32 protein-coding genes are annotated in these 24,672 nt (G+C 59.9%); 4 read left to right on the top strand and 28 right to left on the bottom strand.

The window, feature by feature from the left end:
- Positions 1-26: 26 nt before the first annotated feature.
- Positions 27-953, top strand: a complete 927-nt coding sequence (locus LOY69_RS06255) for a LysR family transcriptional regulator (protein ID WP_102861432.1) — start codon at positions 27-29, stop codon at positions 951-953.
- Here LOY69_RS06255 and LOY69_RS06250 read toward each other — a convergent pair.
- The gene (locus tag LOY69_RS06250) at positions 950-1,312 is read right to left on the bottom strand and encodes a diacylglycerol kinase (protein ID WP_011059587.1); all 363 of its coding nucleotides are present in this window, start codon (positions 1,310-1,312) and stop codon (positions 950-952) included. The genes LOY69_RS06255 and LOY69_RS06250 overlap by 4 nt on opposite strands.
- Positions 1,313-1,386: 74 nt before the next feature.
- Positions 1,387-2,037 (bottom strand): response regulator transcription factor ErdR, encoded by a 651-nt coding sequence (gene erdR / locus LOY69_RS06245; RefSeq protein ID WP_102861431.1) that lies wholly within the window; start codon positions 2,035-2,037, stop codon positions 1,387-1,389.
- A gap of 237 nt (positions 2,038-2,274) precedes the next feature.
- Here erdR and LOY69_RS06240 point away from each other — a divergent pair, with 237 nt between their 5' ends.
- Positions 2,275-3,183, top strand: coding sequence for a DMT family transporter (locus LOY69_RS06240; protein ID WP_213664820.1), 909 nt, complete (start codon positions 2,275-2,277; stop codon positions 3,181-3,183).
- Here the strand turns inward: LOY69_RS06240 and LOY69_RS06235 are convergent.
- A complete protein-coding gene (locus LOY69_RS06235) occupies positions 3,167-3,877 on the bottom strand; it encodes a tRNA-uridine aminocarboxypropyltransferase (protein WP_110594976.1) in 711 nt (236 codons plus the stop codon). The two genes, LOY69_RS06240 and LOY69_RS06235, sit on opposite strands and share 17 nt — an antisense overlap.
- Before the next feature lie 191 nt (positions 3,878-4,068).
- Here LOY69_RS06235 and LOY69_RS06230 point away from each other — a divergent pair, with 191 nt between their 5' ends.
- The gene (locus LOY69_RS06230) at positions 4,069-4,494 is read left to right on the top strand and encodes a quorum-sensing-regulated virulence factor family protein (RefSeq protein ID WP_102861428.1); all 426 of its coding nucleotides are present in this window, start codon (positions 4,069-4,071) and stop codon (positions 4,492-4,494) included.
- Position 4,495: 1 nt separating this feature from the next.
- On the opposite strand, the gene LOY69_RS06225 is transcribed toward LOY69_RS06230, so the two are convergent.
- Positions 4,496-4,690, bottom strand: coding sequence for a hypothetical protein (locus LOY69_RS06225; RefSeq protein WP_110594975.1), 195 nt, complete (start codon positions 4,688-4,690; stop codon positions 4,496-4,498).
- A gap of 453 nt (positions 4,691-5,143) precedes the next feature.
- Between LOY69_RS06225 and LOY69_RS06220 the strand changes: the two genes are divergently transcribed.
- Positions 5,144-6,262, top strand: a complete 1,119-nt coding sequence (locus LOY69_RS06220; protein ID WP_102878593.1) for an LOG family protein — start codon at positions 5,144-5,146, stop codon at positions 6,260-6,262.
- A gap of 40 nt (positions 6,263-6,302) precedes the next feature.
- On the opposite strand, the gene recX is transcribed toward LOY69_RS06220, so the two are convergent.
- The 24 genes from recX to LOY69_RS06100 all read right to left on the bottom strand — a co-directional run bounded on the left by recX (position 6,303) and on the right by LOY69_RS06100 (position 24,656).
- Positions 6,303-6,770, bottom strand: a complete 468-nt coding sequence (gene recX, locus LOY69_RS06215; protein WP_102878592.1) for a recombination regulator RecX — start codon at positions 6,768-6,770, stop codon at positions 6,303-6,305.
- Between the two features lie 8 nt (positions 6,771-6,778).
- Positions 6,779-7,831, bottom strand: coding sequence for a recombinase RecA (gene recA / locus LOY69_RS06210; RefSeq protein ID WP_011059579.1), 1,053 nt, complete (start codon positions 7,829-7,831; stop codon positions 6,779-6,781).
- Positions 7,832-7,914: 83 nt separating this feature from the next.
- On the bottom strand, positions 7,915-8,415 hold the full coding sequence (locus LOY69_RS06205; RefSeq protein WP_110594973.1) for a CinA family protein: 501 nt from the start codon (positions 8,413-8,415) through the stop codon (positions 7,915-7,917).
- A 245-nt stretch (positions 8,416-8,660) separates the two neighbouring features.
- A complete protein-coding gene (locus LOY69_RS06200; RefSeq protein WP_102861423.1) occupies positions 8,661-8,993 on the bottom strand; it encodes a hypothetical protein in 333 nt (110 codons plus the stop codon).
- Between the two features lie 5 nt (positions 8,994-8,998).
- Entirely contained in the window at positions 8,999-9,193 is a 195-nt protein-coding gene (locus tag LOY69_RS06195) for a Com family DNA-binding transcriptional regulator (protein ID WP_253083960.1), read from the bottom strand.
- A 77-nt stretch (positions 9,194-9,270) separates the two neighbouring features.
- Entirely contained in the window at positions 9,271-9,777 is a 507-nt protein-coding gene (locus LOY69_RS06190; protein WP_265074268.1) for a hypothetical protein, read from the bottom strand.
- Between the two features lie 156 nt (positions 9,778-9,933).
- Entirely contained in the window at positions 9,934-10,497 is a 564-nt protein-coding gene (locus tag LOY69_RS06185) for a glycoside hydrolase family 19 protein (protein WP_102878589.1), read from the bottom strand.
- A 47-nt stretch (positions 10,498-10,544) separates the two neighbouring features.
- Entirely contained in the window at positions 10,545-10,973 is a 429-nt protein-coding gene (locus tag LOY69_RS06180) for a phage tail assembly chaperone (protein WP_265074267.1), read from the bottom strand.
- A gap of 12 nt (positions 10,974-10,985) precedes the next feature.
- Positions 10,986-12,254, bottom strand: a complete 1,269-nt coding sequence (locus tag LOY69_RS06175; RefSeq protein ID WP_265074266.1) for a phage tail protein — start codon at positions 12,252-12,254, stop codon at positions 10,986-10,988.
- Between the two features lie 98 nt (positions 12,255-12,352).
- Positions 12,353-12,733, bottom strand: coding sequence for a phage tail assembly chaperone (locus LOY69_RS06170; protein WP_102878588.1), 381 nt, complete (start codon positions 12,731-12,733; stop codon positions 12,353-12,355).
- A complete protein-coding gene (locus LOY69_RS06165; protein WP_265074265.1) occupies positions 12,730-13,815 on the bottom strand; it encodes a phage tail protein in 1,086 nt (361 codons plus the stop codon). Before LOY69_RS06165 ends, LOY69_RS06170 begins: the two co-directional genes overlap by 4 nt.
- A gap of 15 nt (positions 13,816-13,830) precedes the next feature.
- A complete protein-coding gene (locus tag LOY69_RS06160) occupies positions 13,831-14,430 on the bottom strand; it encodes a YmfQ family protein (protein ID WP_110596503.1) in 600 nt (199 codons plus the stop codon).
- Positions 14,418-15,458 carry a baseplate J/gp47 family protein gene (locus LOY69_RS06155; RefSeq protein WP_265074264.1) on the bottom strand — a complete coding sequence of 347 codons (1,041 nt, stop codon included), beginning with the start codon at positions 15,456-15,458 and terminating at the stop codon, positions 14,418-14,420. The genes LOY69_RS06160 and LOY69_RS06155 overlap by 13 nt, the downstream gene beginning before the upstream one ends.
- Complete coding sequence (locus tag LOY69_RS06150; RefSeq protein WP_265074263.1) at positions 15,448-15,846, bottom strand: phage GP46 family protein; 399 nt, start codon at positions 15,844-15,846, stop codon at positions 15,448-15,450. The genes LOY69_RS06155 and LOY69_RS06150 overlap by 11 nt, the downstream gene beginning before the upstream one ends.
- Before the next feature lie 2 nt (positions 15,847-15,848).
- A complete protein-coding gene (locus LOY69_RS06145; protein ID WP_265074262.1) occupies positions 15,849-16,355 on the bottom strand; it encodes a phage baseplate assembly protein V in 507 nt (168 codons plus the stop codon).
- 108 nt (positions 16,356-16,463) lie between these two features.
- Positions 16,464-17,504, bottom strand: a complete 1,041-nt coding sequence (locus tag LOY69_RS06140) for a phage baseplate assembly protein (protein ID WP_265074261.1) — start codon at positions 17,502-17,504, stop codon at positions 16,464-16,466.
- A 3-nt stretch (positions 17,505-17,507) separates the two neighbouring features.
- The gene (locus LOY69_RS06135; protein ID WP_265074260.1) at positions 17,508-18,752 is read right to left on the bottom strand and encodes a DNA circularization protein; all 1,245 of its coding nucleotides are present in this window, start codon (positions 18,750-18,752) and stop codon (positions 17,508-17,510) included.
- Positions 18,742-20,463, bottom strand: coding sequence for a phage tail protein (locus LOY69_RS06130; RefSeq protein ID WP_265074259.1), 1,722 nt, complete (start codon positions 20,461-20,463; stop codon positions 18,742-18,744). Before LOY69_RS06130 ends, LOY69_RS06135 begins: the two co-directional genes overlap by 11 nt.
- A 130-nt stretch (positions 20,464-20,593) precedes the next feature.
- A complete protein-coding gene (locus LOY69_RS06125; protein WP_102861412.1) occupies positions 20,594-20,890 on the bottom strand; it encodes a phage tail assembly protein in 297 nt (98 codons plus the stop codon).
- Positions 20,887-21,234, bottom strand: coding sequence for a phage tail tube protein (locus tag LOY69_RS06120; protein WP_011059564.1), 348 nt, complete (start codon positions 21,232-21,234; stop codon positions 20,887-20,889). The genes LOY69_RS06125 and LOY69_RS06120 overlap by 4 nt, the downstream gene beginning before the upstream one ends.
- A 66-nt stretch (positions 21,235-21,300) precedes the next feature.
- On the bottom strand, positions 21,301-22,797 hold the full coding sequence (locus tag LOY69_RS06115; RefSeq protein ID WP_265074258.1) for a phage tail sheath subtilisin-like domain-containing protein: 1,497 nt from the start codon (positions 22,795-22,797) through the stop codon (positions 21,301-21,303).
- On the bottom strand, positions 22,797-22,979 hold the full coding sequence (locus LOY69_RS06110; RefSeq protein ID WP_047302105.1) for a DUF2635 domain-containing protein: 183 nt from the start codon (positions 22,977-22,979) through the stop codon (positions 22,797-22,799). Before LOY69_RS06110 ends, LOY69_RS06115 begins: the two co-directional genes overlap by 1 nt.
- Positions 22,976-23,560, bottom strand: a complete 585-nt coding sequence (locus LOY69_RS06105; RefSeq protein WP_265074257.1) for a hypothetical protein — start codon at positions 23,558-23,560, stop codon at positions 22,976-22,978. Before LOY69_RS06105 ends, LOY69_RS06110 begins: the two co-directional genes overlap by 4 nt.
- A gap of 397 nt (positions 23,561-23,957) precedes the next feature.
- Positions 23,958-24,656 carry a hypothetical protein gene (locus LOY69_RS06100; RefSeq protein WP_265074256.1) on the bottom strand — a complete coding sequence of 233 codons (699 nt, stop codon included), beginning with the start codon at positions 24,654-24,656 and terminating at the stop codon, positions 23,958-23,960.
- Between the last annotated feature and the right edge of the window lie 16 nt (positions 24,657-24,672).

Raw genomic sequence — 24,672 nt, 5'->3', positions numbered from 1 at the left:
AGATAAGGGTTATCGGTTATATCGATATGCGATTCACTCTCCGTCAACTGCAAGTCTTCGTCGCCGTCGCCCAGCAAGAGAGCGTTTCTCGCGCTGCCGGGCTCCTGGCCCTGTCGCAATCGGCGGCGAGTACCTCGATCACCGAGCTCGAGCGCCAATCCAGCTGCCAGCTGTTTGATCGCGCCGGCAAGCGCCTGAGCCTCAACGCCCTGGGCAAACAGCTTTTGCCACAAGCGGTGGCGCTGCTGGACCAGGCCAAGGAGATCGAGGATCTGCTCAACGGCAAGTCCGGGTTCGGCTCACTGTCGGTGGGCGCGACCCTGACCATTGGCAACTACCTGGCGACCCTGCTGATCGGCAGCTTCATGCAGGTGCATCCGGAAAGCCAAGTGAAGCTCCATGTGCAAAACACTGCGCATATCGTGCAACAGGTGGCCCACTACGAAATTGATCTGGGTCTAATCGAGGGCGACTGCAGTCACCCGGATATCGAGGTGCAAACCTGGGTCGAGGATGAGCTGGTGGTGTTCTGCGCGCCCCAGCACCCTTTGGCCAAACGCGGCCACGCCACCATGGAGGAGCTGACCCACGAAGCCTGGATTCTCCGGGAGCAGGGTTCCGGGACACGCCTGACCTTCGACCAGGCCATGCGTCATCATCGCAGCGCGCTGAACATCCGCCTGGAACTGGAGCACACCGAAGCCATCAAGCGTGCGGTGGAGTCGGGATTGGGGATTGGTTGCATCTCCAGGCTGGCGCTGCGAGATGCCTTTCGTCGTGGCAGCCTGGTGCCAGTGGAAACACCGGGCCTGGATCTGGCCCGGCAATTCTACTTCATCTGGCATAAACAGAAGTATCAGACTTCAGCCATGCGCGAGTTCCTCGAACTGTGCCGTTCCTTTACCGCCGGGGTACAGCGCAGCGACGAAATCGTCCTGCCGAGCATTCCTTAGATCAGGATCACGGCCCACACGATGGTGATCATGCTCAGGGCGACAAATTGCGCCGCGCTGCCCATGTCCTTGGCGTTCTTCGACAACGGGTGACGATCCAGGGAAATCCGGTCGATCGCTGCCTCCACCGCCGAGTTGAGCAATTCGACGATCAGCGCCAGCAGGCACACGGCAATCAGCAGCGCGCGCTCGACCCGGCTGACGTTGAGCAGAAAGCTCAAGGGAATCAGGATCACGTTGAGCAACACCAACTGACGAAATGCCGCCTCGCCGGTGAAGGCGGCGCGCAAGCCATCGAACGAATAGCCGGCGGCGTTGAGGATACGTTTGAGACCGGTTTGACCTTTGAAAGGCGACATAAGCTGAGCAACTGAAAAAAAGGAGTGAGGAAACTAGTTCAACCAAAGTCAAAAAAGCGTGAACAAGCAGCCGGTTAATGGCTGGAAATTGACTCAAGTTGTTGCAAGAGCAAGGCCGCCTGGGTACGGGTGCGAACCCCGAGCTTGCGGAAAATTGCCGTCACGTGAGCCTTGATCGTCGCCTCGGAAACACTCAGCTCATAAGCGATCTGCTTGTTCAACAACCCCTCGCAGACCATGGTCAGTACCCGAAACTGCTGAGGCGTCAGGCTTGCCAGGCCTTCACTGGCGGCCTTGGCTTCCGCCGAAACACTGACTTCTTCAAAAGCTTGCGGCGGCCACCAGACGTCACCATCGAGGACACTGCGCACCGCCTGCTGAATGACTTCCAGAGAACTGGACTTGGGAATGAAACCGCTGGCCCCGAACTCACGGGAACGAACCATGACGGACGCTTCTTCCTGCGCCGAAACCATCACCACCGGAATCTGCGGATACTGCCCACGCAACAGCACCAGGCCAGAAAAACCGTAGGCACCAGGCATGTTCAGGTCCAACAGCACCAGATCCCAGTCAGCTTTTTCGGTGAGGCGGGCTTCCAGCTCGGCGATGCTCGCCACTTCCACCAGACGCACATCAGGACCCAAGCCCAGGGTGACCGCTTGATGCAGTGCGCTGCGAAAAAGCGGGTGGTCATCGGCAATCAGGATTTCGTATGTGGCCATTTTTCAAATGATCCTGTTCTTCATGGCAGGACTGATGCATTCAGCCCTCACCCAGCAACATGGGGGCTCGCCAGAATGCGATACCCAAAGAGCACGAACACCGCGAAAAGCCTGAGCAAAACGGTGGTTCAAACAGCGCTGGCGCCCTAATCGGCGCCAAGCATGCCCAGCGAAGCCAGGGTGGTCAAGCGTGAAGCTTTGCGGCATCTTAGCCAGCTAACTAATAAGAGAGCCCTCATGCGAAGCCAAGCCTTGCGTGCCGATGTCCTGATGCTGATCACCGCTGTCATCTGGGGGGCTGCGTTTGTCGCACAATCCTCCGGCATGGATCATATCGGCCCCTTCCTCTATTCCGGCCTGCGTTTTGCTCTGGGCTCACTCTGCCTGCTACCACTGGTACTACGCAGAACGCCCGCTGATCGCCACCCCGCCCCCCTGCTCAATCGTGGCCTGTTGCTGGGCGGCGTACTCATGGGCCTGGCCCTTACTCTGGGGATCAACCTGCAGCAGGTCGGTCTGATGTTTACCAGCGTAACCAATGCCGGGTTCATCACCGGGCTCTACGTCATTGTAGTGCCGCTGCTGGGACTGCTGATTGGCCACAAGACGGGACTAGGTACCTGGCTCGGCGCGGTGCTGGCCGTGGTGGGCATGTTCCTGTTGACCGTCAGCGACAGCTTTCACGTTGCATCCGGCGACTGGCTGCAATTGATCGGCGCCTTTGTCTGGGGCGCACACGTGATTCTGGTGGGAGTATTCGCCAGCCGCCACGACCCGATTCGCCTGGCCTTCCTGCAATTTGCCACCTGTTCGGTGGTGAGCCTGATCCTCGCGCTGTGCCTGGAGCCGATTCACTGGAACGCGATTGTCGCCGCCGGTCCGGCCATTCTTTACGGAGGCGTGATTGCTGTCGGCATCGGCTACACCCTGCAAGTGATTGCCCAGAGGGACGCGATCGCCTCCCACGCGGCAATCATTCTGTCCCTCGAAGCCGTGTTTGCCGCCATTGCCGGGGCCTGGCTGCTGGATGAATCACTGCAGCTGCGCGGTTACTTCGGCTGCGCACTCATGCTCAGCGGCATGTTGGTGGCCCAGCTATGGCCGCAAAAATCCCAGGCAACGGCTACCACTACACAAAGGGCTTGAGCCGGGAATGCACTTCATCTTGCGGATCGATGGCCTTCTGGAACTTCGCCGACAGGTAATGAGTGCTGAATACGTCAAGGTAGGCGTCCATAACCTGGCTGACCTGCTCGTCCCCCGCCAACTCCAGGCACAGCGCAGCTACCTCGGCGGTACAGAAATGGTCGTCACGCTTGGAGCGCCGCAACTTGTAGCGCGAGAGCTTCTCCGATGACAGGCTCAGTACCGGCAAGTGCTCAAGATAGGGGCTCTTGCGAAACATCTTGCGGGCTTCGCTCCAGGTGGCATCCAGCAGAATGAACAGCGGGCGCTTGCCTTCCTGCTGCCGGACCTCGCTGACCACTCGCTCGGGTGCCACGAACTCTCCGGGAAAGACGATATAAGGCTGCCACTGCGGATCAGCCAGTAAGGCCAGCAATTGCGGATCGACCTCGGTACGGGACCAGTGAAACGCCCAGGTATCGGCAATCACATCAGCGATCAACCAGCCGGTATTACTCGGTTTGAGCGGCTCCACATCGTGCATCACCAGGCACATGGCCGACTCGGCGCTGACCTTGGGCCGCCAGGCACACAGGCAGTGGCTGGGAATCACTCGGCAACGCGGGCAGCGCTCAGCGCGTGAGCCCCGCGCAAAAAAGGGTTTGACCGCACGAGCCATGCGCAGATCACGTAGACGGGATACCGCATGGCTCATCGCTGAGCACACCGGCAAAGGACAGGAATCGACACGGAAATAACTCGAAGGGGTAAAAAGTCGGACAAGTTTATCAGAGCCATCTGTTCAAACCTGTACCGCCTTCCTAGCTCTCCCCCTATAATTCGTCGCCACTGAACGCACAGTCGAGTGGCTGGTCGAAGCATCAGTCACTGCACCAGGAGAGTTTCATGTTGCGCTTTACCATCCCTACCGTCGCCCTTCTGCTGGCCTTGCCCCTGGGTGTCCAGGCTGCGTCCTTGCAAGAGTTCGAACTGAGCAAAATGCTGGAGAAGGTCGCTGCGGAAAGCAACGTCGGCACTCCCCGGGAAGTCAACGAGAACATTCTCGATCAGGGTTATACCGTTGAAGGCAAGGAGTTGATCAATCACCTCAGTGTCCAGGCCGGCCACGCCGAACAAATGCGCGCCAACCCCAAGGCCGTCTACTTACAGCTGGGTGCCAGCGTCTGCCGCAACCCCAACTACCGCAAGCTGATGGCCAAAGGCGCAGTCATGCGCTACGAGTTCACCGAAAACCGCACCAATCGCCCTGTAGCCTCGGCGCGCTTCCAGGAATCAGATTGCCCTTCCCAAAACACGCCCAAGAAGAAGTGAATCAAGAACGGGACGCGCGCCGCTGCTGATCATCGGCGCGCAACTCCGCTACCAGGGCCTGCAGATATCGCGAAGGCCGCTCCTCCCCCGCCAAGCGACGCCGGCACTCTTCCTCAAGACTCAAATGATGGGCTGCCGCCGCAGCTTGCAACAGCTGGTACAACTGCGGATCGACTTCCAGCACGACAGTGGTCATCCCTTGCCTCCCTGCCCTCGGCTTGCACGGACGGATGGCCGCGCCCCCTTCCTGGAGCCGGCTCCTGAACCAAGCGCTGCACTTTAGTAAATCAGAGGCTCGAGCCCTTGCCGCGGCGCCTGACCAATGGTGCCAAGGCCGCTAAATTCACTAAGAAGCGGTTGCCAGCCAAGACTTTATGGGCACATGATCAAGTCATGTCCGAAGGTTCCCATCGATTGTTCCAGGACGGTTCAGGAGGCCGTTCTTGTGCGTCTTGCAGTGCAATTTTTTCTTAATAAAGGAAAGCAGAACCTCTGTGGATACCTCGATTGCTGCCCAGCGACGGTCAGCGGTGATCGGGCCAAGAGAGTTGCTCACACGCTGGGCTGAGCTGGCAGCGACACAGGCTGTGTCGTGGCACGTTCGAATACCTCGGCCGTGCACAAGGTTCTGTGCAGAAGGAGAAGCTGAATGCCTTACCAATCGAATGACCTGTTAACTCGTCATTTCCAAAGCAAGGGCGTCGACCTCACAAGCCAGGTCGAAGCGCAACTCAACCAGATTGCCCCCAACAGCCCGAATATCCCCCTCTACCGCGACATGGTTCTCACCGTCCTGCGCATGGCCGAGGACGACCTCAACCGCTGGAACGCCAAGATTACCCTGCAAGCGCTGCGCGAGCTGGAACATGCCTTCCGGGTACTGGAACAGTTCAAGGGCCGGCGCAAAGTGACGGTATTCGGCTCGGCGCGAACGCCCAGCGAACATCCGCTTTATGCCATGGCCAAGGAACTGGGAGCAGCCCTGGCCCGCTCGGACCTGATGGTGATCACCGGCGCTGGCGGCGGCATCATGGCAGCGGCTCATGATGGCGCAGGGCTGGAGCACAGCCTGGGTTTCAACATCACCCTGCCCTTCGAACAGCATGCCAACCCCACCGTGGGCGGCACGGAAAACCTGCTGTCGTTCCACTTCTTCTTCACACGCAAGCTGTTTTTCGTCAAGGAAGCCGATGCCCTGGTGCTTTGCCCTGGTGGTTTCGGCACCCTGGACGAAGCCCTGGAGGTCCTGACCCTGATCCAGACCGGCAAAAGCCCTCTGGTACCAGTGGTATTACTGGACGCACCTGGCGGGCAGTTCTGGCAAGGCGCCCTGGACTTCATCCATAACCAGTTGGAGGCCAATCGCTACATCCTGCCCAGCGACATGAAGCTGGTGCGCCTGGTACACAGCACCGAAGAAGCAGTTAAGGAAATCCAGCAGTTCTACGCCAACTTCCACTCCAGCCGCTGGCTAAAACAGGAGTTTGTCATTCGCATGAACCACAGCCTCAATGAGCAGGCGCTGGAACACATGCAGACAGCATTCGCCGACCTGTGCCTGAGTGGCCAGTTTCGGCAACATACCTACAGTGGAGAGGAGCACGACGAAGTTCAGTTCAGCCATCTGACGCGGCTATCGTTCGTTTTCAACGCACGTGACAACGGCCGCCTGCGGGAACTGATCGACTTTATCAACCTGCCGGAGAACTGGACCAGGCAACAATCCGAGACCCGCCAGCGCGCACGAGAAACCAGCAAAGTCAGCTGACCTGCACCATCACCCGCTGCACTAGGCAGCGGGTACAACCTCAGTCATCCATGCCTCGGCCGCTCAAAAGACGGCCGATCATGTCCATGGAATACCCGCGATAACTCAGAAAGCGCCCTTGCTTGGCCCGTTCACGGGCATCCACAGGAAACTGCCCGGCAAACTTGCGCTGCCAGACGTCTCGCAACTGCTCTTGCCAGTCGATACCGCACTCGCGCAGAGCAAGATCGATATCACCTCGCTGCAAGCCACGCTGGCTGAGCTCTTCGCGAATACGCATCGGCCCGTAACCTGAGCGCGCACGATAGGAAACAAAACTTTCGAGATAACGAGATTCGGACAGCAGCCCCTCTTCCGTCAAACGGTCCAGGGCGGCTTCGATCATTTCAGGAGGAGCGCCGCGCTGACGCAGTTTACGCGTCAGCTCGACTCGACCGTGCTCGCGTCGCGCGAGCAGGTCCATTGCAGTTCGCCGCACCGCGACGAGGGTATCGAGTACGGCGGTCATTGGATCAATCAGATATCAGCGTCGGCCATATCGTCTTCGGTCTCTTTCACCGGATTGGCTTTGACGTCTGGCGAAGCGGTCAGCAGCTTCTCGCGGATCTGCTTCTCCAGCGCGTTGCCGATTTCCGGATTGTCCTGCAGGAACTTGGCCGAGTTGGCCTTGCCCTGGCCGATCTTGTTACCCTGGTAGCTGTACCAGGCACCGGATTTCTCCAGGAAACCATGCAGCACGCCCAGATCGATGATTTCGCCGTTGAGGTAGATACCCTTGCCGTAAAGAATCTGGAACTCGGCCTGACGGAACGGCGGAGCCACCTTGTTCTTGACGATCTTGACTCGGGTTTCGCTACCGACCACCTCGTCGCCTTCCTTCACCGCACCGGTACGACGGATATCCAGACGAACCGAAGCGTAGAACTTCAGCGCGTTACCACCGGTGGTGGTTTCCGGGCTGCCGAACATCACGCCGATCTTCATGCGGATCTGGTTGATGAAGATCACCAGGCAGTTGGCATTCTTGATGTTACCGGTGATTTTACGCAGCGCCTGGGACATCAAGCGGGCTTGCAGGCCCACGTGCATGTCACCCATCTCGCCTTCGATTTCAGCCTTGGGCACCAAGGCCGCCACGGAGTCGACGATGATCACGTCAACCGCGTTGGAGCGCACCAGCATGTCGGTGATTTCCAGGGCCTGCTCGCCGGTATCCGGCTGAGAAACCAGCAGGTCGTCGACGTTGACTCCCAGCTTGCCGGCGTATTCCGGATCCAGCGCGTGCTCGGCGTCGACGAAGGCACAAGTGGCACCAGCTTTCTGCGCCTGGGCAATGACCGACAGGGTCAGAGTGGTCTTACCGGACGACTCAGGGCCGTAGATTTCAACGATACGGCCTTTTGGCAGACCGCCAATGCCCAGAGCAATGTCCAGGCCCAGAGAGCCAGTGGAAATGGCCGGGATCGCCTGACGGTCGTGATCGCCCATACGCATTACGGCACCCTTGCCGAATTGACGTTCGATCTGACCCAGGGCCGCAGCCAAGGCTTTCTTCTTGTTGTCGTCCATTAAAGTCCTCACGTAATCAATAAGGCCTGACGGCCAACACCTGTATAAGTAGCCAGTATTATTCCACAGCGCTCGAGGATCGCCTACCCCTGATTTGCGATTTCTGCTGCAGCGTGTTGCAGCAACCCCTCTAGCGCGGCCTTCACCGTTTGTCGGCGAACCTCATCGCGATTCCCGGGGAAGTGCCGGCACTCGGAGGTCAACGTCTCTCCCGCGCCCCAGGCTAGCCAAACCGTACCCACCGGCTTCTGCGCAGAACCGCCATCCGGCCCAGCGATGCCACTGACCGCCACCGCAAAATGCGCATGACTCTTGGCCTGTGACCCACGGACCATGGCCTCTACCACTTCACGACTGACCGCACCAACCGAATTGAACAAATCGGCCGGCACATTCAATTGAAGGGTCTTCTGGCGGTTGGAATAGGTGACATAACCGGCCTCAAACCAGGCCGAACTGCCCGGGATCCGCGTGATCGCCTCGGCAATCCCGCCGCCAGTGCAGGACTCCGCCGTGGTGACGTGGGCATTCAGAACCTGCAGACGCCGGCCGAGTTCAGCGGCAAGCTGGGTAATTTCTTTCACAGTTCTCTCCTGATGGGGCTGGCGTGTGCTTACCGTACACCAGGAAAGAAGGCTTGCAAGTGACAAGCTGTCAGGAAAACCAACGGCTCTGGAACAAGGCTTCAGAGGATCTGACGCGAACAGTCCATCATTGCGCCAGGAACAGCACCAGCCACCAAGCTGACGCGGCCAGTCCAGTGATCAAAGCCTGCCGAAATGAGCAAAAGCACCGGCGCCTGTTGATCCACCTTCTCTGCGCAGACAGGTCAGGCCAGCAAGTCCCAAGTCAAAGCTATAGCGCCACCCGGAGTGGATGCGTATGCCCACAATGCCTGGCCTGCGGGAATACGGATCGGGTACGGCATGACAATCTCGGAGTCGCTGCCGGAAATGCTAGAGCCGTTGCCAGAGAAGATGACGGCCGAATTGGAGATGGAAGAGCCGGTCGGTCCCACATACAGGTCGACAACACCGGTCGAGGTCTTGATCAACCCCGTCTGGATGATCAGGCCACCGGTGTTTTGAGCTGCCGAAACGATCTCCACAATCCCTTTTGGGAATACGGTAATGAAGTGCTTGCCCATGGTTACTGCGTTCATATTTTTCACCTTTGAATGGAATGGTCGGTCACTGAGAGTGCCGTTTTCATGTCGCTCAAAGGCGATTGCCCAGGGCTCGAGGCCTTCACATGGTTCAAGGTTCCACAGCGGGAACATTTGATCTGGAGCTCGGTAAACTCGCCCACACGGGCGAGCAGTCGTTTGCAATTGCCGCATCTGCATTCTTTTAACATCTGCAAGTCCATTTGATTTCAGTCACTCCACGCGCCTACACAAACCGCGGCAGCGATCCATTTTCATACGCGCCTCAAGGCCCTCAGCGCATCGCCGGGGCACCTTGCAGCAACGCCTGAGACTTCCGCACCCACTGCTGCAACGCTTTCAGTTGCTCGGCGTTTGCGTGGCATTGGCTGTAGTTGTCGACGACGCTGGCGGCGACGGTAGAGAGTGCAAGGCCCGAGGCGGCGTCATCAGCGACGCCGGGGCCTGCGGCCATGGGCAGGTTGGCGGCGCCGGCGTCGTGCACCCGGACAAAACCAGCAGGTACAACGCAGGCGTTATCAGCCGCTTTCGAAACATAGATAGGAACCTCCTTGGTGATAGTGGTGCCCGCCTGATAGACCTTGACGACGCGATCGACGTACTCGACCACCACCTTCTCCTTGACCCGGCCCAACGCCTGGCCCTGCTCGAAGGATTGCTGCAGTCGTGCCTCGTCCAGGCGCTGCTGCTTACTGCGTTCGCTGCCGGCACCGCTGACGAAGCCAAGGGCATAGAGCAACCCAGCTACGACGGCGAGAGCCAGCCAACTGCGGATACTCATCACGCCCTCCCTTGACCGATGTGAAATGCATCAAGTGGCCTGCAAAAATCCCTGTAGCCGCTGCCGCAGGCTGCGAAAAGGTCCGCAGGACCTTCCCTCCAGGTCCAATCGCAGCCTACGGCAGCGGCTACAGAAGGTGCCCGCCTCCCCATGAACTCAGACCACGGGCAGGCACAGCACCGCCCGCGCCCTGGCCCAGAGTTGCAGGCGATCCTGCAAGCCGTTCAAACCGCCATTGATACGGCGGGTAATGCTGTTGAACTCATCGCGATCAGCCAGGGCATTAAGCCCGCCGCGCTCCCAGAACCAAGCCGCCGACTCGGCGGCCCATTGCGGCTGCTCCAGCAACTGCGGCAACTCCAGCAGGCGCTCATCGCCAAACAGCCCGAGGCTGCACTGGCGATAATTGCTGCGCCCGGTGATCTGGATCAGCCCACGCCCGCGATACCGCTGGCCGTCGCCATCGGCTTCTGGGGTGTTGCCCAGGCGTGCCGCGAGCGTGCCGGTGTCGTACTTGCTCAGGTATTGATCACTGCCCAGCTCGCGCACGTATTGCAGTTGCCCGGATTCGTGACCGATCTGGGCGAGAAAGGCCGCCTGGCGCTTCGGCGTATCGATCTGCCGATGGGCCATGGCGGTGTTGAGTGGAGAAACAAAAACGCCCGCTTGGCGGCGGGCGTTAGGCATGATTTGTTGCAGTTGTTGTTCGGTGATTGGCATACACAATCTTCAATCAGAAAAGAAAACGCCCCATTGAAAAGGGGCGTCTATTGGGTCTGTTCAGTGATCCACGGTGGTGCAACCGGGCGATATTGGCTATCGGGAAAGTTAGGAGACTGCGGCCAATCGCGCAGCAATTGGATATAGCTAATCAACTCCTTAAATTCCTCATTGTTGAGAGTTGGCACCACACCGGCTTCGGCTTGATCGCGATGCCGTTCTCGAAGCCACATGACAGCCGATAGCTGAGCATTACGCCAACTCCGCTCCTGTGAAGGGAGATCAATGCTTGGTTCGGGTGCATCTACTAAATAAGGCAATCCGCTATCGTTGTGAACTCGAATTTTTCCAGGTTCTGGATTACCGATCACGGAGAGATACAACTCTTCTGATATTTCAACTACATCTGCTGGGAGCACCGAGTGCACCCCAACCAGATAGGTTGTCCCGGTACTCGGACTGTATAAACGTTTCACTTACACCTCCTGTCAGAAACCGACTGCAATATAGTTTGCAGACTGATTCGCCGATATCCCGTTAAAAACCTTACAAACTGCTGTAAATGAGGATTGATTTTTCGCGGTAACGGTCAACCCATACTCATTCATCGCGATGCCTGAGGTGACACTAGGGACAACGACAAAACATGCGTTGGGGAATGCAAGTGGATAAGTAGTTGTTTGCCCACCTGCACTCAAGGGAAGAGTATTGCCCCATTGGACAATTACACCTCCTAACCAAGAGGGAAAAGCCACATAGCCATTTGCAGCAAGACTAATAGAAAATCCAAGACGCAACTGTCTCGGTGTCACAATTTTCGAGGTACTGCTTCCAGCATTTACGTCCGTTTGACTGGCTATCAGTGCTGTACCTCGATTGGTTTCAGTGGCTTGGGCAGCCAAAGGAACCAGTGCAGCAACGTCGATACTTCCCTGATTGGTCGGCGCGTTCCAGGCCTTGATGCACCACATAACCGCCAGGTTGCGAGGGCGGGTCTCATCAGCTGTACGAGCTACTCGAGAAGCATCAAATGTAAAACGGGGCCGTGTTGATGCGTAGGCAACGCTTTCACCCTGCCCCCCGCCGTCCTCTAAAGTAAACGCCCCTGTTGCTGAGTTTAAAGGCCCAAACGCCGTATAAACCGTCATGGTACCGGTGATGTTCTGCAACGCATCCATCTGGCCACTACCAAGCGTTCGCCCCGTATCCACCCCCCGCCCATGATCCCAACCCCGCAAAAACTCGCCTCGCGACTCCGGCAAACGGAAGTTACCCGCGCCCTCGCCCCCGGTGTTGAAGGTCGTCCCCAGATATGCCGCCAGATCCGGATAGGCCGCAGCGCTCTGCACACTACCATCCACCTCCAGGAATCCCGGTGGCACCGTACCCTTGGGAAACGGCACCATGGCCCCCACCGGTAAGGCCGACATGTTCTTCAGCAACGCCTCGATCTCGGCCTTGGTGTAGGTCACCGACTTGGTATACGCATCAGTGATCCCATACTCGGCCAAGGTCGTGCGGATCTTCTCCGGTGGAATCGAATCACGGACGATCGCCTTGATCGCCGCCAGCAGTTGATCATGCTCGGCCTCGGCCGGCTCCTTCCCACCCGCACGAATCACGTTGAGCAATTCATCGGTCACCGCATTTCCCCAGTCGGAAGAAATCAGTGAGCCGACTTGCCCCGTGACCGGGTTCTCGTCGACAAACTTCCCATTAACCAACCCAACACTTGGCACACTCTTTGGATAATCCACTCGTCTGTCCTCTCGTTGTCATTCATCCACACCGACACAGCTCGGCGTGGACATAGTTAGAAAACTGGAAAAGAAAACGCCCCGGCGAGACGGGGCGTTTATTGAACTTGTTTGGCAATCCAGGGGGGCGCTAGCGGACGCAGCCCGGCATCGGGGAAATCCACCGATTGCGGCCAGTCGCGCAGGGCTTGCATATACACCAGCAGCTCCTTGAATTGCTCCCCATCAATACTCGTCGGGGCTTGAATTTCGAGCTGGTCGCGATGCCGCTCACGCAGCCACATCACCGAAGTCAGTTCGGTATCACGCCAGTTGCGCTCCGAATCTTCTTTGGTAGGCAAGGCAGTTGTTGCACTGTCGATATAGGCTTGTACCTGCGTTTCGGACATTGGCAACAAGCTGCTCGAGATGAAGTACTCAGGGGCATCCTCATCGTAGGCATGGACTGCGTTGGTCTCGGGGTTATGGAAATACTTCATGTGCGCAACTCCGACCAACACAAGTTAACTGGATTGTTGAGTGTGACTGTATAAGTGGCTCCTGCTGGCACTACGAACGCTGCGTGATAGGCCGAGAAAGATACGTCAACAGGACCTACCCGGGCGTAAACAGCTCCACTCGAGATCGCCACATGCACCTGAATTGGCCGCCCTGTCGTGTTGGTGTAGACCGTTCCAGAAACCCGGCTCGTTGTAAGGTTCTGCCAGACTTGACCATCGCCCAGGCCACGTGGTCTGGCCTCAAGTGCCGCAACGTTTGCGGCCAGGCTTGCGATGTCGATGTTTCCCTGATTGACAGGTGCGTTCCAGGCCTTGATGCACCACATGACTGCCAAGTTGCGAGGCCGGGTTTCTGCCCCTCCTGTCGCTTCCAAGCCAACTGACGACAATACACCTGCTGACGTATACCCTGGTGACCCTAACCCAGTACCTGCGTATGCTCCGTATTGCACACGGTGGGTATGAGACTTGAACTCATCCGCCTGCCAACTGCCAAGCCCCCGTCCTACATCCACCCCCCGCCCATGATCCCAACCCCGCAAAAACTCCCCCCGCGACTCAGGCAAACGGAAGTTCCCCGCGCCCTCGCCCCCGGTGTTGAACGTAGTCCCCAGATAAGCCGCCAAATCCGGATAAGTCGCAGCGCTCTGCACACTGCCATCCACCTCCAGGAACCCCGGCGGCACGGTGCCCTTGGGAAACGGCACCATGGCCCCCACCGGCAGGGCCGACATGTTCTTCAACAGTGCCTCGATCTCCGCCTTGGTGTAGGTCACCGACTTGGTGTAGGCGTCGGTGATGCCGTACTCGGCCAAGGTGGTGCGAATCTTCTCTGGCGGTATCGAATCACGGACGATCGCCTTGATCGCCGCCAGCAACTGGTCATGCTCGGCCTCGGCCGGCACCTTGCCACCCGCACGAATCACGTTGAGCAATTCGTCGGTAACCGCGTTTCCCCATTGCGAGGAAATCAGTGAGCCGACTTGCCCCGTGACCGGGTTCTCGTCGACAAACTTGCCGTTCACCAGCCCTACGCTGGGAACACTTTTCGGATAATCCACTTGTTCTTGTCTTCTCTAGTCATAGTTGATGTACACCTGGGTATGCGCCGGTGCACTGCGATGGATCAGGCACTCCAGGGCGCTGCCCGGGTTCATGCCAAAACGTTCGCCCCAATAGCTCGCGCCGAAGCGCCGGCCCAGTTGCAGGCGGCCGCCGGTATTGAGGGTCCACATGAAATTCGCCCGCCAGGTGCCGAAATGCGCGTGACCAAAACGTGAGCGGCCCATGCGCGGAGTGCTCAGTTCGGTGACGCTGGCATTGGGGTAGCCCTGGCTGCGGGCGATTTCGACGAAGTAGGCGGCGCGCTGGCTGCCCACCGCCAACAGGCGGCGGCGCACGGCCAGGCGCCGGTCTTCGAACAGCGGGGTCAGGCCCAGGCAGGGATCGGGCAGGTTCATGACCTTTTCCCAATCGGTCACCAGTTCGCTGACGCTGGCCGGGTCCATTTCGTTTTGCAGGTCCACGGCCCGGGCGTCGATGCGCGCCAGCTCCTGGGAGATGCCCTGCAACACTCGCTCAAGCTCCGGCACCCGCTCCGGGTCCCAGGCCGGGCCGCTGGGCAGCAGGCTGCGCAGCTGATCCTGGTACTGGGTGGCGCTTCTTATTGCTGCCATTGGCAACCTCCGAATACCAGCAACTGATTATTCGCCGCCGGAACATCGGCCAAGGGCGCCAGCAGTTGGTGATCCTGCTCGCCGGTGGCGCTGCTGATGGCTTCGCGGATATGGCTGAGCAACAGGGTCTGGCCCAGGCCGGCCTCGCGGCTGTGCAGATCGCGCAGTTGGTCCTCGACGGCGGCGCGCACCGCGCTGGTGTCGGGAGTCAGGCGCAGTCTGTAGGTCACCGGCAGCATCACCGGGGCCAGCACATGCACCTCGGCGGTGACCGGGCGCAGCGGCTCGATATAGGCCTGGACCTGCGCCAGTTGCTCGGCGTTGGGGATAGGCAGCGGGTCATCGTCACGCATGACGAACAGGCCCACAGTGCCTGGCCCCAGGTAGTTGCGCCGGCACCAGGCGCGGGTGATACCCGGGCATTCCAGGGCCCAGGTTTCGTAGTCGTCCGCCGAGCCGCCGTGGGGAATGATCCGGTAGGAGCGAATCACCCGGGAGCGCAGGGATTCGAGGCTTTCCCGGGCCACGCCACCGCTCAGCCCCGGGGCCAGGACGGTGAACGCGTTGCCGATGCCTTGCACCGGCTGCACCGCGGTCAATTCCAGGCCCGCATCGGCATTGCCCAGGGTCCCGCCATCGACCGCCTGGATCGTGGTGCTGTTGAGCCCCGCGATGGTGGTGCGGGCGGCCGTCACCTTGTAGCTGCGGCCGTCGCTGCTCTGCAGCAGGGTGTCGACATCCAGCACGGCACCGGCCGCGGCGTTGAAACTGACGCTGCCACGGGCCGCCTGAGCAGCCTTGCGCGGCTGGTTCAGACGCAGCGCGGCGATGCGTTCCAGGGTCGACTCATCGGCCTTGTCCGGGAGGATCTGTTCGGCGATCCAATCCAGGTAGCCATACAGGCCAAAGGCGGCACCGCTCAGGGTACGGGCCAGCACTTGGGCATCGGACTGGCGCAGCGAGTCGCTGGCCAGGTCGCTTTGGGTGCGCTGAATCAGCACCGGCAGCGAAGGGGTTTCAAACGGCATAGGTCACCTGCCAACTGTGAGTGGGGTTGAGGTCCAGGCGTTCGCCGTCGGCCAGGATCAGCACCGTGCGCAGGTTCAGACGCTTGGCGTCGAGTCGCTCGGTCATGATCTCCACGGCGTTGCAGTGGCCATCGTCGATCAGCCACTGCAAGGCCTCGCGGGCATAGAACTCGGCGTCGAGCTGGGTCTGCCGGCTGAGCTTGACCCGGCGCAGCAGCCACAGCCGCGAGCCGATGCGGTCGTCGGCCACCGTGGGAAAGCTGTCGCCCCACCAGCCGTAGCGCTGGTCGTCGTCCAGGGCGTCGTCATCGGCGGCACGGCGCCAGGTGAACAGGCTGATTTCCACGGCCCGGGTCAGGGCGTTCTTCAGGTCATAGGTGGCAAACATGCTTAACCTCCCACCGGCACGCCGGTCTGACCCGGGCCGGGTTGCACGCCGCTGTGGACGTGGTTGATCTGGCTGATACCGGCGGCGACCTGATCGCCCTGGGAGACGATCTTGCCGCTCATGCTCAGGGTCGGGCTGTCGATGTTGACGCCGCTGCTGGCGCGGATATTCAAGGTCGCGGTGTCGATGTCGATGACCCGACCGCGCTTGAAGTGGATCTTGTCGCCCTCGTCGGTGTAGATCGCCACTTCGCCGGCGGCCAGGGCCTGCAAGCGGTAGCGCCGGTCCGCCACCACCAGCACCACCGCGTGGGAACGGTCGCCACCGAGGAAGGTGGCAATCCCCTCGGCGCCGGCCAGGGGATTGCTGGTGAACCCGTAAGGCTCGAAATGCTCCATGTCGTCGTTGACCTCGCCGGCGGTGAGGCGCATTTGCAGCGATTGCAGTTTGTTGGCCGAGTTGGCGAGCACCACGGTGCCCCGCGCCAACAGGCGTGTCAGTAGGCTCATGCTGAGTTCCTTGGAGGGTAGGAGCCGGCTTGCCGGCGAACAGGGGTTGCGCGGTTTCGTGCCGGATGCCTTCGCCGGCAAGCCGGCTCCTACGGATGGGCGCGGGTTTCAGGTTTTGCCGGGTGTCGGGTTGGCGTCGAAGGTGTGAGGCGGGGCCACCTGCAGGGTGGTGATCGAGCCCTGCTCGGACAGCGACCAGGTGACCTTGGAGATCAGCATGTCCTGATCAAACCCCAGCACCGGATCGATCACTCGCACCAGGGTGTTGTGCCTCCACAAGTCGCCATTGCTCTGGCGCCAGCCCTGCACCTGATAGGTGGTGGTCAGGGCCTTGCCGGTGCGGGTGCCGCGCTCCCAGTCAGCGCGCTGCTGAGCCAGTTCCGCACTCAGTTGCGCCGCCTCGCTGATCACCGTCACCCGTTTGCGTGAAGCACTGGCATCGCTGGACTGGCCGGATACTTCGCTGACTGCAGCCCCACTGCTCTGGTCGCTACCCTTGTGCTGGCCGATCACCCGGTACTCGGAAAACACCGCGGAAAAATCCATGGCGGCATTGGCCGAGAGAATGTTCTTGCCCAGCTCCAGGGCATCGCTGGCGCGCCCACCACTGCCCGGCGCCGCCAGCAGCAGGTAACCGTCGGCGTCGTCGGTGGAAAATACTCGGTACAGGGTCAGCAAACGGTCGATGGAGGCGAACACCGTCTCCCCCGGCACGATGCTGTGGGTGTGCAGCTTGCTGGTTGGAGCGATTTCGCTGCGCACCCCGACCCCATAGGAGCCGGCCAGGGCGCGGACGATGCTCAGCACGTCCTGCTGGCGCCACTGACTCGGCCGGTTGATGGCCGCGCAATCCACCAGATCCTGGGTCAAGGAACTGCCCTGGATGCTCAGGCTGATCTGCTGGCCGTCGTAACTGATCGGCGCCTTGTAGACATGCCCGGTGAGCACCAGGTCGCAACCGATGCGCACCTGGCAGCGAGCGCCCGGGCGGATGCGTACCTGCGCATCCTGCCCCGGCCATTGCCAGGTGATGTTGAGGCTGAAGGTACGGAACTGACGCTCCAGGTCCGCACTGATTTCGACGCTTTTCCAGCCGCTGTAATCCAGTCCGTCCACCGTCAGGGTGACGATATTTGCCAATTCGTCCATGGGTCACTCCCGAGCGATTTGCAGATCAGCCGGCGGCAGGAAGCCCGGATGAGCCACCCGGTTGCGCTGCACCACTTCGCCGACCCGCGTCGCATCGGCAAACCGCTGATAGGCCAGTACCAGCGCCGGCACGCTGCTTTTGGGGCTGAGGCTGACCAGCCGCACCCCCGAGGACGCCACCGCATTGAGGTGCCCCTGCACCTGCTGACGCAGGGTGTTGAGCGCCTGGTAATGCACCGCGTCGGCCTTGAGCGCGGCTTGCCAGATCAGCTCATTGAACTGATCGCGCAGCGCCAGCACATCGTCAGCCACCGGCACTTCAAGGCGCTGCACCGGCCGGCTGGCCTGCTGCGCCAGGGGCGGCGTGTTCTTGAGCTTCACCACGGGCGTGGCCACCGGTAACGCCGACACCAGCCGGGCGATCTGCACCAGCAGCGCATCCTGCACCAGGTTGGCCACCGCCTCGGCCGCCGCCGTGGTGTCCTTGCCGGTGGTCAGCTTCGGCGCATCGATGCGCCGGGCCGCCTCCACCTGCTGGGAAATATCGGCGAGCATCTGCCGATAGCCGGTACGGGCAAAGTCCTTGAGCCCGCGTACATCGTCCAGCAACCCCTTGAACTCCGTGCTCAGCTCCTTGGGTATTTCCTTGACCGCTTTGACCAGGGTGTTGAGATCGCCATAGAACTCGATCAACGGCTTGAACTCGTGCTCGATGACCTGATACACGTCCGCCAGCCCCTGACGCAAAGACGCCACGCCGATCCGTGCCTGCTTGATCAGGTTGGTGGTAAATTCGAACCGCAGCACCGCCGCCCCCAGCAAGGTATCGCTGGCCACCAGCACCTGCTGCTGGGTGTTGACCACTGCCGAGGGAAAGCGCAGCGGCTGGTCCGGATAGAACTTCAGGCTGAAAGTCACCAGGCCGCCGTCCTGGCGGCTCTGGGTCATCTCGCATTCGCCGACCTTGACCTGCATCCGCCCGAGCCAAGGGTGCACCAGCTCGCCGCTGCCCTCCTCCAGGGCCTTGAGCAGCTTGTCGCGCTGCTCCAGGCAATCGGCGCCGACGATAAAGGCCGTCAGATCGTGGATTTTCGCCTGCTGGCCAAGGCCCTCGAAAAACGGCTGGTCGCGCTGTGGGTACTCGTGCAACTGGCCTTTCTGGCCCACCGGGGTTTTCGCCTGATCGACCCAGAACGGCACGCCGCGAAAGGATGCGGGCAACAAACGATCACGCCAGTTATCCGCCATTGGAACCTCCTAGGGAAAGTGAGCGATAGCCCAGGGTCGAAGCCACGTTCAGGCCTGGTTGATTGGTCTTGGCCTGTTCGGCACGCAGGCCTGCCGGGGCGTTTTCGAAACGTACGGTCAACCCGCCTTCGAGTTGCGTGCGGTTGTTGGCAGCGTTCTGTTGGATCAGGGCACTGGAGTGCTGGGTCAGCGAGCTGCCCTGGGTTGCGGCAAAGGGTGATGCCAGCCCGCCTTTACCCTCGGCGTTGATTTGCCTTTGCGCCTCGGTAAAGCCTTCGACCTTACCGGTGACCGTGGCAATCAGCCCTCCGAAACCGCCCTCGAACAGCTCCTTGATCGGCACCATCAACTCTTGAAGCTTGCTCCACAGCCCGGAAAACCAATCGGCGATGGGGGCCCAATTGGTCATGATCAGCTCCATCGGCGACCAGTCGAACAGGGCTTCAATGGCCTTCCTGATCGAGTCGATACCCGGTTGCAACTCGGCCCAGATCGAACTGAAAAAGCCCGTAACCGCGCCCCAGTTGTTGTAAAGAATCACCAGCGGAGAGAAGTCGAATAGCGTTTGCAGGACCTTCTTGATCGCATCGATACCCGGTTGCAGCGCCGCCCAGATCGAGCTGAAGAAGCTGCTGACAGCCCCCCAGTTGTTGTAAAGCAACACGGACGGAGAAAAGTCGAACAGCGTCTGGAACACCGTTTTGATCGCCTGGATGCCCGTTTTCAACGCTCCCCAGAGCGACGCGAAGAAGCCGGTGACCGCGCCCCAGCTCTTGGTGATCATGTCCATCGGCACCCAGTCGAACAGGCCTTTTAGAAAGGCCATCGCCGGTACCGTCAAGGCCTTGAGCGACTCCCAGATGGATGCGAACAGGCCCGTCAACCCAGCCCAGTTATCGATGATCAGTCCCAGAGGTGACCAGGAAAACACTTCTTTGAGGAAGCCAACGACCGAAGCCGTCATCGCCTTGATACTGTCCCAAAGCCCGGCAAAGAACGCCGTGATGGCCCCCCAGTTGCCGATCAGCATGCCCAAGGGCGTCCAGCTGAACAGGGTTTTCAGCCCTTCCAACGCCTGCGTCGCAAGAGTCTTTACGCCCTCCCAGAGACTGACAAAAAAGGCCGAGATCGGCCCCCAGTTGGCAATGATCACACCGGCCGCCAGGGCAATGCCCATAGCAATCAGCATCACCGGATTGGCCTTGGCCACGGTGCCCATCAGGTCGAGCACCTGGGTCGCACCGGTCACGGCGGTTTGCATCGCCGAAAAGGCAATGGCACCCATCGCCAGCCCCTCAACCAGCTTGGGGTTGTCGTCGAGCAGCGTCCCCAGGCTGTTGAGCATGGGCTCCAGACCGACCACCAGTGCCCCCACCGCCGGCGCCAGCGCAGCATCAATGGCCGAGGACACCTTGGCCATGGACTGACTGAATACATTCATGCCTTTGGCTGCATCGGCCGACGCGCTGGAATCGCCAACCTCGGCCAGCTTGCCCTTGAACGCGTCGCAGGCCTTGATCCCGTCGAGAAACGGGGTGATCAAGCTGCCGCCCTTGAACAGACCGCTGATATCCAGCTTGCCCAGCCCGGTCTGCTCAAGGTTTTTCTTGAAAGAGTCGACCTTGCCTTGAAGGGCGACGAGTTTGGGTGACAGTTCGTCGATGCCGGTCAACAGCACCGACTTCTTCTCTACGGTTTGTGTGTCTGCCATCACTGCACCTGCTGCATCGCATTGATCCGTTGCGCGTGCTCCAGGGATTCCCGGAGCACATCCAGTGGCCTGGCCATCATCTGTTCGGGGTCGACCTTCCAGAACCAGGCCAGGTCATAGGCGACAGCGATCAGGTCGGCGATGGCTGCGATGCCGCACTCATGAAAAAACTCGCCACCGCCCAGCTCAAGGCGTTGAGGTCCACCAGGTCCAGCTGGTTCACCGAGGACGGTGGAATACCGGCGCAGACCGCGATGTATTTGGCCGCGACGTCCATGTCGAGGCTGACTTCTTCGCTCTTGTCGATCTTGTACGGCAGCGCCTTGATCGCCCGCACTTCCTGCACCGTCGGACGGCGCAGGGTGAGTTCGGCCAGGGGCTCGCCGTGGGCCTCGATGGGCACTTGCAGCTTCACCGTGTTGCTCATTGCCAGGTCCCCTTCTGCCCTTCGAAGTTCAGTTCGATGCTGGCGTCGTCGCCCTTGGCAATAGGCTCGTCCACCAGGTAGGCGCCAGCCAGCACGTAGACCTTGCCGTTGGCGAACTCGCAGGTGACGGTCATGTCGACACCTTCGATCAGCTGCTTGAGCGGAAAGTCCGGGGTGTGCAGCGCGGTGACTTTGAACGACGGGGTGAGGTCGGTTTCCTTGTAGAAACCCGGAACCACGGTTTCCCGCTTGACGGCCATCAGCGGTGCTTCGCAGCCACCGCTGATGGTCAGTTGAGCGCCGTCCACTTTGACGTAGCAGGTGCCCGCAATCAGTTGACCCATGATGTTTCTCCCAAAAAATAAGCCCGCTCAAGGCGGGCTGAAAAAGCGCAGTGATGCAGGTCCGGCTCAGGCCGCGGCGTCGTACTGCAGACGGAATTGGTTGAGCAGCGCAAACACCCGCAGGCCGTTGATGTAGTCCGGCGGGAACAGCACGTTGACCCGGCTCGGGTCCTGCACGTCGCGTTCAACGATCAGGTGCTCGGCAAACAGTTCGGCGTTCTCCACATGGCCTTCCAGCTCCAGCTTGGCGTACTGGGCGATCAGCTCACCGCGAATGGTGCTCGGGGTCACGATCGGCTGGCCGGCGCCGAAGCGGGTGCCGTCGGCGGCCAGCTTGTGGCGCCCGTACTTGCTGGTGATCACGCTTTGCAGCCGGCGCACGATGAACGCCGACTGGTGCATGGTTTCGCTGTCCAGGTAGGAGTTGTCAGCCTGGCCGTAAGCGTTCTTCTGGTAGGTGGTAATCGCCCGCTGAATGCGCATGTAGCCGCCTTCGTAGTAGGCAGTAGCAATGCCGTAGCTGAGCAGCGACTGGCGCTCGGTCAGGGTAAAGCGTTCGCTGGCCGGCGCCGGATCGATCCCCGGCAGGCTACCGCTCTGGGTCGGACGGCTGGCGTCAGCGGAGATGAACACCGAGGTCCGCGCCGCCAGGGCTGCGGCCTGAACCCACACGGGTTGGGGCACGCCGGTTTCCAGGGCCTGGATGGTGATGTGCTGGTCGTTGCGCGCCTGACCGGCCGCCACCAGGGTGCCGACGGTGCCGCGCTTGGCGCTGTAGACATGACCGAACAGCTGCTTGGCCCAGGACCAGCGGCCGGTGTTGTCGTCCATCACCGCTTGCCACGCATTGAGGCTGGCGGTGTCGGTCCAGGGCATGCAGATGAACTCGAACGGCTCATCGCCCAGGGCCGCCAGGGCCTCGACCTGATCCGGCACGCCGGTGCCGCCGGCCATCTTGCCCAGCACCAGGGTCAGGCCTGCCGGGGTTTCTTCACCATTGCTCTTGCCCAGGCGATTGAGTTGCAGGCTGATGTCATTGCCGCTGTCGCCGGTCCACTTGGCACTCAGGGTCACCGTGCCGTCGACCGCTGCTGCGGTCACCGGCAGATCCACTGCCGCATTGACCTTCAGCGCCAGGGCGCTGGCCGCCTGAGCGGCAGTGGCGCCGCTGACGATCGAGGCCTGCACCCGCACACCGCCGACGTACAGATTGAGCAGGCCGGCGGCGCTGGCGCTACCGGTGAGCTTCAACTCGGCCTTGGCCACGCTGCCTTCAGTGCTGTGCAGCGGCAGGCACCAGATCTCGCCCACCGGGTCGGTCTTGCGCCAGGTTTCATACATCGAGGCGAGCATCGAACCTTGCCCGCCGATGCTCTTGGCCAGGGCCACGCTGGACACCAGCACCAGCTTGCCGAGGTCATCGCCGGTCTGGTTGTCATTGACTTGGGCGACGATCAGACGGCGCATGGCCGAAGACGCGCTATTGGCCGCCGAGTTGTCCATCTCGGCGTAGAACAGCGGAACACGGATGTCCGCCGGGATATTGCTGAAACCGATCGCCATTATTTGGCTCCTTGAGATTTCGCCGCTTTCACGGCTTTGCTAGTGATATCGCCATCGGCCAGACGCCGGCGCCACCAGGCGTTGTCCGGCACTTCACGGCCGGAGGCGGGCAGCAGATCGCCTGCTTCCGGGTCCGGTACGGCGCGGCCAGCGACCGGCAGCACGGTGATGCGTTTGCTCATTGCTTCAGCTCTCCTGAAAAAGTCAGCTCCAGGCGCCCATCGGGGCCCGGTTTCTTCAAATTGGGGTCCGCCGGATCGATGGCATCGACCCGCACCGTGACCCCGGTCAAGGACGGCAAGCCGTCGAGTTCACGCTCATGCCAGGTTTCCGCCGGCTGCCCGGGCAGATTGCGCCCCAGCTGGAATTCGGCGAAGAAGCGCAGGCGGTAGAGCAAGCGGGTGGCGTCGAACGACACCATTTCACCGCCGTCGTATTGGATCGGGTTGTACTCGGCGCCGGGCTTGAAACCGACCAGGGCGCGCCATAGTTCGGCGCGCAGGTCGTGGAGTTGGTCCAGGGCTTGTTGTGGGTTGCTGGCGTCGAGGAGCAAGGCGACTTCGAAGCGGTCGCGGATGGTTGAAGAAGTGGCATTTTGAATGGTGCTCCGACTTGCAATATCGGCCAAGGACACGACATGAGCAGCAGGAGTTTGCGAAGCATCAGCTGTGTCCAAAGAGGACATATCAGTACCAACCACTACATGATTGGAAAAACTGGGACAGTGAGTACGCACCTGGGTATAGACAGGAGTAATTTTCATGGTTTTTCCAAATGATCGTAGAGGGCTGGCGAAAGGATTTTGCGTAGCGTTTTGCACCCACCAGAAAGGCTCGGGGCACCGACTTTCTGCCCTTCGCGCCTACTAGCGCTTCCGGGTTGTCTCGCTGGCCTTAGCTTTAGCCAGTTCCGTATTGGTAATGTCGAGCGGCCAGCCAAGGGTCCAGGGCGACGAACGACAAAATCCGAACTACTTACCAGGCTCAGCGTTCAATTCAGCATGAGGTTGTAGTCGATGTTTCCAGGGTTGCGGTTGCGGACGCCGCGGGCGTTCTGAATTGTCATGGTCAAACTCCAGGCACAAAAAAGCCCGCGACTTGGCGGGCTTGGGGGAGGATCTGCAGCAGCTGCTGCTCAGTGATCGGCATCAACATTTCTCATTAAAAGTTTGTCACATCAATAACCATGAAAGAGTTTGAACGACTGGAGTAATCATATCTAGGATATGAACCACCATCCCAAGGAAGATTGAAAGATCTAACTATAATGTACTGATACACTGCTGCGCTTTCTGATGGAGTTGACATCACCCCGGAATATGTTGAGTCGATCACCACAAACCCGGATCTATCCTTAAAAGCTCCATATGATCTGACGCCCTGCACTAACGCAACCTTTCGACCAGAAAACGTTATTGGTGATGATGGGGTGGCGCTAGTGTTGGTATAGTGCCCTAGAACCCTTAGATATTTGTAATTCGAATCGAAAACAACAGCTCCAGTTACCTGATTCCTCACTCTAAAACCTATACCTCCCGATGCACTAGTGGCTGGTGGACTGCCGAAGATATAGACATCAACTGTTGGCGGCGCTTCAGTTGACGGAGTTCTCTTGGTGAAAATCCTATATGTGCTTGCGTCTGCCATTGTGTAGAAGCAATAGAAATCGCACCTTAGCGCAAGAAGCGGGATTGTTGAGGATTGAGGAATTGGGATATCTATGTACCTTAGACTGTTGTCCCCGAAAACTTGATTGGTCGGCTGAAGCGTAACCTTTTGTAAAAGCGCGTGATTTTTGTACTGTCCGTCTATTTGCAATATTTTTTCTTTATTGCGAACCCTAAACCCTACGGCATCCATTAATAAACTCCATAAA

It is taken from the genome of Pseudomonas sp. B21-059, assembly GCF_026016285.1.
Lineage (GTDB): Bacteria > Pseudomonadota > Gammaproteobacteria > Pseudomonadales > Pseudomonadaceae > Aquipseudomonas > Aquipseudomonas danubii.
This window is presented reverse-complemented; position numbering and strand designations above follow the sequence as displayed.